This window comes from Roseateles sp. (assembly GCF_052436255.1).
Taxonomy (GTDB): Bacteria; Pseudomonadota; Gammaproteobacteria; order Burkholderiales; family Burkholderiaceae_C; genus Pelomonas.
The window spans coordinates 1-8,860 of record NZ_JBQVNP010000182.1; the positions used below are offsets into that span (position 1 = coordinate 1).

At 71.1% G+C, this 8,860-nt stretch carries 10 protein-coding genes; 6 read left to right on the forward strand and 4 right to left on the reverse strand.

The genetic code is table 11. From position 1 onward, the window contains the following. Window positions 1–610, reverse strand: a 610-nt coding sequence (locus ACT6S0_RS24625; protein ID WP_444766398.1) for a hypothetical protein, incomplete at its 3' end; no start/stop codon positions are given. A 55-nt stretch (window positions 611–665) separates the two neighbouring features. Here ACT6S0_RS24625 and proC point away from each other — a divergent pair. The 5 genes from proC (at window position 666) to ACT6S0_RS24650 (ending at window position 4,364) form a co-directional block, all read left to right on the forward strand. Further along, window positions 666–1,478, forward strand: coding sequence for a pyrroline-5-carboxylate reductase (gene proC, locus ACT6S0_RS24630; protein WP_444766399.1), 813 nt, complete (start codon window positions 666–668; stop codon window positions 1,476–1,478). Between the two features lie 2 nt (window positions 1,479–1,480). Further along, window positions 1,481–2,035: a chorismate--pyruvate lyase family protein gene (locus tag ACT6S0_RS24635; protein WP_444766400.1), complete on the forward strand. Its 555-nt coding sequence runs from the start codon at window positions 1,481–1,483 to the stop codon at window positions 2,033–2,035. Between the two features lie 155 nt (window positions 2,036–2,190). After that, on the forward strand, window positions 2,191–2,739 hold the full coding sequence (locus ACT6S0_RS24640; RefSeq protein WP_444766401.1) for a hypothetical protein: 549 nt from the start codon (window positions 2,191–2,193) through the stop codon (window positions 2,737–2,739). Between the two features lie 144 nt (window positions 2,740–2,883). Next, entirely contained in the window at window positions 2,884–3,348 is a 465-nt protein-coding gene (locus ACT6S0_RS24645; RefSeq protein WP_444766402.1) for a hypothetical protein, read from the forward strand. Further along, entirely contained in the window at window positions 3,345–4,364 is a 1,020-nt protein-coding gene (locus ACT6S0_RS24650; protein ID WP_444766403.1) for a Gfo/Idh/MocA family protein, read from the forward strand. The genes ACT6S0_RS24645 and ACT6S0_RS24650 overlap by 4 nt, the downstream gene beginning before the upstream one ends. Here ACT6S0_RS24650 and ACT6S0_RS24655 read toward each other — a convergent pair. Beyond that, entirely contained in the window at window positions 4,361–5,962 is a 1,602-nt protein-coding gene (locus ACT6S0_RS24655; RefSeq protein ID WP_444766404.1) for a S41 family peptidase, read from the reverse strand. The genes ACT6S0_RS24650 and ACT6S0_RS24655 overlap by 4 nt on opposite strands. Window positions 5,963–6,107: 145 nt before the next feature. Further along, complete coding sequence (gene ubiA, locus ACT6S0_RS24660; RefSeq protein ID WP_444766405.1) at window positions 6,108–7,013, reverse strand: 4-hydroxybenzoate octaprenyltransferase; 906 nt, start codon at window positions 7,011–7,013, stop codon at window positions 6,108–6,110. Window positions 7,014–7,169: 156 nt separating this feature from the next. On the opposite strand from ubiA, the gene ACT6S0_RS24665 reads away from it, so the two are divergent. Further along, a complete protein-coding gene (locus tag ACT6S0_RS24665; RefSeq protein ID WP_444766406.1) occupies window positions 7,170–7,874 on the forward strand; it encodes a glutathione S-transferase N-terminal domain-containing protein in 705 nt (234 codons plus the stop codon). A gap of 142 nt (window positions 7,875–8,016) precedes the next feature. Here ACT6S0_RS24665 and ACT6S0_RS24670 read toward each other — a convergent pair. After that, window positions 8,017–8,860 (reverse strand): DUF2145 domain-containing protein (locus ACT6S0_RS24670; protein WP_444766407.1); only part of this gene is annotated, 844 nt, incomplete at its 5' end.

Here is an 8,860-nt window from a genome sequence, read left to right on the forward strand (position 1 = left end):
GGGCCGGCGGCGTCGCCGCGGCCGCATCCATCGGCGGCGGGCTGATCGCGATGGCGGCCTGCGGTTGCCAGCCGGCGGCCTCGGCGCCCAGGTCCAGTGCGGTCTGCGCGCCGATCTCATAGCCGGCGATGGCGCCGCGCTGCCAGTCCAGCGCCGCGCCGGCATGGGCCTGCAGCGCGGGGACGAGGCGGCGTAGCGCTGCCAGGCGGGCCGAGCGCATCGCCTGGCCATAGTGCAGCTCGCCCAAGGCGCTGAACTCGCCCGTGCGCGCCAGCGGTGAGCGCCAGGCATTGGCGTCGTCCTCCAGCGGCTGCACGGTCAGCACGGCATGCCCTGCCAGGGCCCAGGCGGCCGCCCAGCGCTGGCCGGCATCGGCGTCCTGGCCGATGCCGGGCAGGTAGACGATGACCGGCAGCAGCCCCGCCGCCGCACTGCGGCGCGTCAGCGTCACGCGCCGGCCCTGCAGCGCGAAGTGGCTGACCGACAGCTGCAACTCGCGCGCCGCCGCCTCCGCCCAGCCCCGGGAAGGCGGAGGCGGGCTGGCGCAGCCGCCGAGGAGGGCCAGGGTGCCGAGCAGGAGCTGGCGACGGTCAAGGCAGGGGTGGCTCATGGGCCGTGACGATAGCTGCGCCCGGCCCTGAAAACACCCGCTTAGACTCGCGTCCATGAGTGCAGAACTGATCGCTTTCATCGGCGGCGGCAACATGGCCAGCGCCATCATCGGCGGCTTGCTGCGCGCCGGCATGGCGGCTTCGCGCCTGGTCGTCGTCGAGCCCCATGCGTCGCAGCGCGACAAGCTGGTCGGCGAGTTCGGCATCGCCGCACTCGTCGCGGGCGACGCCGTGCTGGCCGGTGCTGGCACCGTCGTCTGGGCCGTCAAGCCGCAGCTCTTCGGCGCCGCCGCGGAACCGGTCAAGGCCTGGGTGGGCGGCGCGTTGCAGCTGTCGGTCATGGCGGGCATCCGCTCAGACGCCATCGTCGCGGCCACCGGCAGCGAGCGCGTCGTGCGTGCCATGCCCAACACGCCGGCGTTGATCGGCCAGGGCATCGCCGGCCTGTATGCGCGGCCCGCCGTGTCTGCCGACGAGCGTGCGCGCGTCGAGCGCCTGCTCGCGCCGACCGGCCAGACGCTGTGGGTGGCGGCCGAGGACGACCTCGACGCCGTGACGGCCTTGTCAGGTTCGGGCCCGGCCTATTTCTTCTTCTTCGTCGAGGCCATGATGGCCGCGGCCGTCGACATGGGCCTGACGCCCGAACAGGGCCGGCGCCTGGCGCTGGCCACCTGCGGCGGCGCCGCCGCGCTGGGCCTGGCGTCGGATGAATCGCCCACCACCTTGCGCGAGCGCGTGACGAGCAAGGGCGGCACGACTCATGCGGCCGTCGCGTCGCTGCAAGGCGACGGCGTTGACGCGGCCATCCGCCGTGCCGTGCTGGCTGCGCAAAAGCGCGCGGCCGAACTCGGCCGAGAGTTCGGCTGAACGTGGGCATCGCCACCCGCGACAGCCTGCGCGACTGGCTGCGCGCGCCGGGCTCGCTGAGCCGCCGCCTGGCGCGCCTGGGCGAGCGCTTCGAGGTGCAGGTGCTGCGCCAGGGCGTGGCGCCGTTCCGGGCGCTGGAGCGCGCGGCGCTGGGCCTGCCGCCGCGCGGCCTGACGGTGGTGCGCGAGGTCATCCTGCGCGTGGACGGCGAGCCACTGGTCTGGGCGCGTTCCGCCGTGCATCAGCGCGCCACCACCGGGCCCTGGCGGGCGCTCAAGGGCCTGGGCACCAAGCCGCTGGCACATCTGCTTTATGACGACCGCGCCATCAGCCGCAGCGAGCTGCAGCCGCGCCGCCTCTCGCGCCACGGCCACACGCGCCGGCATGCCGAACGCCAATGGCTGGCAGCCACCGGCGTGCCAGCATCGCCGCAGATGCTGTGGTCGCGGCACTCGGTGTTCAGCCGTTGCGGCGCGCAATTGCGTGTGATGGAGCTATTCGCCCCCGCGCTGGCCGGCAGGCAACCCGGGCGAACCCTTGATTGGCGGGGTGCCTAGCTGTCGCTGAGCTGACCGCCGTCAAATGAAACTGTGTTCATGACGTCATAAATTAGCGGCTCGCCCATAAGCCCCCATAAACTCGGTCAGTACCAGAGGGGCGTTAGTAGACCTACCGGCAATGACGCAAGGTGGGCTGAATCACTGGGGGCGAAATGAACACGCGTGATGTGGTGATCTTCAGCGGCGAGCGCTTTGTCGTGCCGCAATGCATACAAAGAATCGACCATCTGTCGACACACGGCTGGCAGCTGCGCTACGGCGGCACCAAGCTGTATTCCGACCACAGCCAGGACGGCAGCGGCGCCGGGCGCGCGCTGGCGATGGCGACGAAAGAGCTGCTCAAACGCATCGCGACCATGCCTGCGCCGTCGCGCCTGCGCCGCACGCCGAGCCGCAAGAAGCAGAGCGACCTGCCGTCGGGCATTTCCGGTCCCATCGTGCGTCAACGTGCGGGTAGTCGTGTCCGTGATTGCAGCTTCGCGGTAACCCTACCCCGCTTCGGCGAGACGCCCTTGGCCCGCAGCGTCTACATCGGTACCGAGAACACCTATACCGTCGAGCGCTACACCGAGGCACTGCAACGCGCGGTGCTGCTGCGCGAGAAGGCCGAAGTCGCCTACCAGCGCGCCGCGACCAAGGAGCGCCGCGCCCAGGCCCAGGTGCTCAAGACGCAGATGAGCGCCCTGCTTGGCAAGGGCTGACAGAGTCAATTCACTCGGCGTGGACGCGAGCGCGGGCATGCTGGGTCGGTGCTGCCGGTAGCGGCCAGTGAAACCGGATTGAACCGGCGCGGGCGCTGGTAGCGCACACAATCGGCGGCTCGGCTTTTCGCCCTGTCGCCGCCCATGTCCTCTGCCCCGTTGCCCGACCGGTTTCTCGCGCTGCTCGATGCGCTGCTGCCCGCGCCGCAAGCGGTCGATGCACGCGAGCGCCTGGGGTGGCGCTGCGGCGCTGCTGATGGCGATGACGACCCCGCCGGACCGGCAGTTCGCTGCGCAGCCAGTGCCCGTGCCGCCGCGCTGGACGCCGTGCTGGCCCGCTACAACCAGGTGCTGGACGTGCCGCGCGACGACCTCGCCGACTGGCTGCACGAGGCCGAGCTGCCGAGCTATCGCAATCGCTTGGCGCGCCTGAGTTGCGCGGACATCATGTCCAGCCCCGTCGTCGCTGGGCAGCAGCGCCGCATCACCATCGGCGAGCTGGTGCCGCTGTTCTCGGCCACCGGCCACCACCACATTCCCATCGTCGGCGAGCAAGCCCGTCGGCATCCTCACCCAGTCCGACCTCGTGAAAGCATTGAGCAGCTATGACCACTGAAACGACATTCAACTGGGGCGTCATCGGCCCGGGCGGCATCGCCAACCGCTTTGCCGGCGCCCTGCCGGCGGTGCCCGGCGCGCGCCTGGCGGCCGTGTTCGCGCGCGACGCATCCAAGGGCGAGGCCTATGCCGCGCAGTGGCAGCGCGAAGGCGAGGCCACGGCGCGCGTGACGAACGACCTGGCCGGCCTGCTGAGCGATGCGTCGATCGACGCCGTCTACATCGCCACGCCGCACTCCAACCACGGCGAATACATCCGCGCTGCGCTGCAGGCGGGCAAGCCGGTGCTGTGCGAGAAGCCGCTGGTCACGACGCGCGCCGAAGGCCAGGGCCTGGTGGACCTGGCGCGCGAGAAGGGCGTCTTTCTGATGGAGGCGCTGTGGACGCGCTTCCTGCCCGCCTACGAGCTGGCCGGCCGCATGTTGCGCGATGGCGCCATCGGCGAGCTGCGCGCGATGAATTCGACCTTCTGCTTCGCCTCGGTGTTCGACCCGCTGCACCGCCAGTGGAACCCGGCGCTGGCCGGCGGCTCGTTGTGGGACATCGGCATCTACAACCTGGCGGTGACGCGCTGGGTGCTGCAGCAGATGAACGGCGGCGTCTGCCCCGAGCCCATCGCGATGGACGTGCAGGCCAAGATGGCGCCAACCGGCGTCGACGCGGCGGTCAACGTGACGCTGCACTTCCCTGGCGGCGTCACGTCGCAGTTCCGCTGCGGCTTCGATGCGGCCTCGGTGAATGCCTTCGAGGCGCTGGGTTCCCAGGCCAGCCTGCGTTTTCCGGTGGACTTCTGGGGCGCCGAGGCCTTCGAGCTGGTCACGCGCAAGGCGCCCGCCGAGCGCATGGCGGCGCCCTATGTCATCAACGGCTTCGAGGGCGAGATCGCCGAGGCGCAGGCCTGCATCCGCGCGGGCCGGCTCGAAAGCCCGCGCATGCCGCATGCCGAGACGCTGGCGTTGCTCGGCTGGATGGACGCGATCCGAGCCCGTTTCCCGCAGGCCGCCTAACGCGGCAACATCAGGCGGTTGCTGCGCGCCGGATGGCGCTGCAGCGCCAGCGGCGCGGCGTCGACCGTGCTTTGTGCGCGCGCCGTCGCCTGGGCGCTCGGCTGCGCCGGGCACTGGCCGGTGGCGGCATGGCTCAGCGCCGCGGCCAGCATGCCTTCCTGCGTGTCGCCGAGGGCGCGGCCCAGGTCATCCTCCACCTTGCAGCCCGGCACGAAACGCTGCGACGGCCCGCTGCCAGGCTCGAAGCCGTCGGCATAGTCGCCGAAGCCCTTGGCGTTGACGCCGGCGAACTCGATGGGGAAATAGCTGATGCCGCAGTTGTCCTTGGCGGTGAAGCCATAGGGCTTGCCGCAGGTCTTGCCGCCGATCAGCACCACGTCGACGTTGACGCCGCGCAGGCCGTTGATGACGGCCTCGCTGGCCGAGCAGGTGCCAGCCTGCGCCAGCACATAGACGCGGTTCAGGTTGAGCGTTGGCAGCGGCTGCACGCTGCTGCAGCGGCCGGCCACGGCGATGCAGGACTCGGCGTAGAAGGGCGTCGTCTCGTTCTCGGCGCTGCGCCGGGCGCTGTACTTCAGCGTCTCGAAGGCTTGGCCAGCCGTGCGCGTGGTGCCGGCGATCATCGTGGCCAGTTCGCTGGCGATGAAGAGATAGCCGCCGCCGTTGTAGCGCAGGTCCAGCACCAGCTCGGTCACGCCGCGGGCGCGGAAATCGCCAACGGCCGCGATGAGCTGGGGTTCGGCCGTCAGCACATGGTCGTTGAAGACCAGGTAGCCGGCGCGGGCGCCCGTCGGCAGCGTCAGCACGTGGGCCTGCGGCACGGGGTTCTTGGTGATGCTGGCGCTGCTCAGCGTGCGCATCAGCGTGCCGCCGCCGCGTTTGAAGACAAAGGCATGCTGCCTGCCGGCCGCGCCGGGATACAGGCCCTCATACAGCCGGTCGACGCCGGCGTTGTCGCTGACGTCCGCGCCGGTGCCGTCCACGCTGACCAGTTCGTCACCGCGCATCAGCCCGGCGGTGGCGGCCGGGCTGCCGGGCTCTACATAGGCCACGCGGATGCGCCGCGGCGGCGTCGCATTGCCGAGCTTCCACTCGATGCCGTAGCCGGCCTCGACACCGCTCTCGCTGAGCGCCTTCCACTCGCTGGTCGGGTAGGTGAAGCTGAAGCGGTCGCGGCGCGCGCCGGAGTCGGTGGTCTGCGGCGACTTCAACGCTTCGAAATAGGCGTCCATCGCGGCCGGGATGTCGCTGCCGCTGAAGTCGGCGCGGCCGGGATCCACGCGTGGCACTTCGTCGCGCCACAGATAGGCTTCGTCAACGTAGGCGCGCAGCCACTTCTTCTCGGTCTCCAGCGTCGACGTGCGTTGGCTGGCTGCGGCCAGCGTGTTGCCGCCGGCGCATTGCTGGGCGAAGCTGGCCGACGGGCCGGCGGGGTCGGCCGAGGGACCAGCGAGCGGCGGCGGGGTGACGCCGCCCGGGTTGGGCGACGAGCCGCCCAGCAGCGGTGTGCCGGCCGGGCCGCCACCCCCGCCGCAGCCGGTCAACCACAGCGGCAACAGCACGGCCAACGCGGCCATGCCGCGAATCGGATAGGACATCGACAAACTCCCTGATTGAGCGCATGCGGTTCTCTGCCGCGGCGCGTGCAGTCTAGGGCCTGTTGACGCTACGGCAGTAGGTCTTGCGCCCAGCGCAGGGCCAGCGCCGCGGCCCCGGTGGCGAAGACCACGCGGCTTGTCGTCATCAGCGCAGCGCCAGGTCGACCACGGTGCCGGCGAACACGGCAAAGCCCAGCCAGTGATTGGCGCGAAAGGCCGTGAAGCAACCCGCGCGGCTGCGCCGGTGGATGAGCTTGTAATGCCAGGCTGCCTGGGCCGTCGCCGCCGCGATGCCGAGCAGGAACCAGCGCCCCAGGCCGAGGCGAAGCCCAAGACCCGCCCACATCGCCAGGTAGGTGACGTAGAAGATCATGATGGCCGGCACGTCCCAGCGGCCCAGGGCGATGGCCGACGAGCGCAGGCCGATCTTCAGATCGTCGTCGCGGTCGACCATGGCGTACTCGGTGTCATAGGCCAGCACCCAGAACAGGTTGGCCACCAGCAGCGCCCAGGCCGACAGCGGCACCGCGCGCAGGTTCCACTCCATGCCGCCAAGCGTCGCCGCAAAGGCCATCGGGATGCCGAAGGAGAACGCCACGCCCAGCACGGCCTGCGGCATCGCCAGCACGCGCTTGGCGAACGGGTAGGTGATGGCCACCGCCAGCGCCGCGAAGCTCAGCAGGATGGCCGGCGGGTTGGTTGTCAGCACCAGGCCGAAGGCGACGAGCGACAACACGGCGCCGAGCATCAGCGCCTCCTTCACCGACACCGCGCCCGTCGTCACCGGCCGCTGCGCGGTGCGCTCGACATGGCGGTCGAAGTCGCGGTCGGCCACGTCGTTGATGCAGCAGCCGGCCGAGCGCATCAGCACCGTGCCCAGTGTGAACACGGCCAGCAGATGCCAGCCGGGCCAGCCGTCGGCGGCGATCCACAGCGCCGACAGCGTCGGCCACAGCAGCAGCAGCCAGCAGGCGGGGCGGTCCCAGCGGATCAGTTGCAGGTAGAGCGCAAGCCGCGAGGGCGGTGCGGCAGCGGGAGCGGCGGTCGTCATGCGGGCATTTTCACGCGGCGCGGGGCGCCGGCGTGTTGGCGCTGCTGGCGATCGGCGTCCGGCGCCTGTGGGCGGCGCGCGCCAGCTAAGCCCTGCCTGCACACGGCCATGCAGGGCGCCCCTAAAGTCGGCGAACCTTGTTCGCACCCGCCCCCTATGCCCGCACTCGACGATTTCCCCATCACGAAGAAGTGGCCCGCCGCCCACCCCGAGCGCCTGCAGCTCTACTCGCTGCCCACGCCCAACGGCGTCAAGGTGGCCATCGCACTGGAGGAACTGGGCGTCGAGTACGAAGCCCACCTCGTCAGTTTCGACACCGACGACCAGCTCAGCCCCGAGTTCCTGTCGCTCAACCCGAACAACAAGATCCCCGCCATCATCGACCCGCGCGGCCCGGGCGGCGTGCCGCTGCCGCTGTTCGAGAGCGGCGCCATCCTGATCTACCTGGCCGACAAGACCGGCCGGCTGCTGCCGCAGGACGGCGCGCGCCGCTACGAAGCCCTGCAGTGGCTGATGTTCCAGATGGGCGGCGTGGGGCCGATGTTTGGCCAGCTCGGCTTCTTCCACAAGTTCGCCGGCCGGCACTATGAGGACAAGCGGCCGCGCGACCGCTATGTGGCCGAGGCGCGGCGCCTGCTGGGCGTGCTGGACGGTCACCTCAAGGGCAAGGCCTGGATCATGGGCGACGACTACGGCATCGCCGACATCGCGACATTCCCGTGGATCAACAACCTGATCGACTTCTACGGCGCCGGCGACCTGGTCGGCTACGGCGGCTTCACGGAGGTGGACCGCGTGCTGCAGGCCTTCCTGGCGCGGCCGGCCGTGCAGCGCGGGCTGAAGATTCCGGCCCGCGACTGACACGCCGGTCGTGCCCGCGGCCTGTCAGGTCCACCAGTGGCCAGCGGGCCGGCGCGACTCCATCGGCATGGCGAGCAACACGCCGCGCCTACCGATGGACAGGATGCCCTGCCCTGCTGGCCCGGGCGCCGCGGCGGCTGACTCAGTCCAGCGGCGTGAGCCGGTCTCCCGGCTGCGGCTGGCAGCCGGCGGCCAGGGGCTCGCCACCTTCGCGTTGCACGATGCCGTGCGGGCCATGACAGAGCTCGATGCGCCGCGCCGTTGGCCAGCGCCGCAGCGCGAAGGCCTCGACGCTGGCCGGCAGGCTGGTCTGTACCGCGCCGGCGTCGAGCTGCTCGGCCGGGTGGTCGTCGAAATGCAGCCAGGGCACGAAGCGGCCCGCCAGCATCAGCCACGGCGAGGCCTGCACGGGCACGGGCGCATAGCCTTCGCGCCGGAGCCAGGCCTGCGTGTCGGCGCGTGTGGCCAGGCCGGTGGTGGCCGCCGCGATCAGCTCGGCCACCCACTGGTTGCAGTTCTGGTAGCGCGTGCTGAAGGCGTAGGCGTTGGCGCTGTAGCGCGCGTTCAGCAGCCCCAGCGCGACGTCCTTGTCCAGCGCGGCAGCGGCCAGCGGGCCGGCAGCTTCGGCGGGCGGCAGCAGCAGGCTCACATAACCGGTCTCGGCGTTGTCGCTGCCGGTCACGAAGCCGGCCAGGCCCTGGTCGAACAAGCGCGCCTGGCCTTCGGCGCAGGCGTAGTAGAGCTGGCGCACGGCCCACGGCGTGTCCAGCCCGTCGGCCAGCGCGACGGCGCCATGCGAGTAGCGCAGGCCGAAGCGCGACAGGTCGGTGCCCGAGCGTGCGATCAGCGCGGCCTGCGCGCCCGAGGCGGTCAGCGCCTCGCGGATGACGGCCGCGAAGCGCAGCAGCCGGTCCTGCTGCGCAGCGGTGACCGTCGCGGGCCGGTCGCAACCCTGCGGCGGCGAGCCGGCCTGGGCCGCCGCGGCG

Excerpts from the sequence above, each read along its gene's own strand:
- proC (WP_444766399.1), top strand. The coding sequence starts at position 666 with ATGAGTGCAGAACTGATCGCTTTCATCGGCGGCGGCAACATGGCCAGC.
- ACT6S0_RS24640 (WP_444766401.1), top strand. The coding sequence starts at position 2,191 with ATGAACACGCGTGATGTGGTGATCTTCAGCGGCGAGCGCTTTGTCGTG.
- ACT6S0_RS24645 (WP_444766402.1), top strand. The coding sequence starts at position 2,884 with ATGTCCTCTGCCCCGTTGCCCGACCGGTTTCTCGCGCTGCTCGATGCG.
- ACT6S0_RS24650 (WP_444766403.1), top strand. The coding sequence starts at position 3,345 with ATGACCACTGAAACGACATTCAACTGGGGCGTCATCGGCCCGGGCGGC.
- ACT6S0_RS24655 (WP_444766404.1), bottom strand. The coding sequence starts at position 5,962 with ATGTCCTATCCGATTCGCGGCATGGCCGCGTTGGCCGTGCTGTTGCCG.
- ubiA (WP_444766405.1), bottom strand. The coding sequence starts at position 7,013 with ATGACGACCGCCGCTCCCGCTGCCGCACCGCCCTCGCGGCTTGCGCTC.
- ACT6S0_RS24665 (WP_444766406.1), top strand. The coding sequence starts at position 7,170 with ATGCCCGCACTCGACGATTTCCCCATCACGAAGAAGTGGCCCGCCGCC.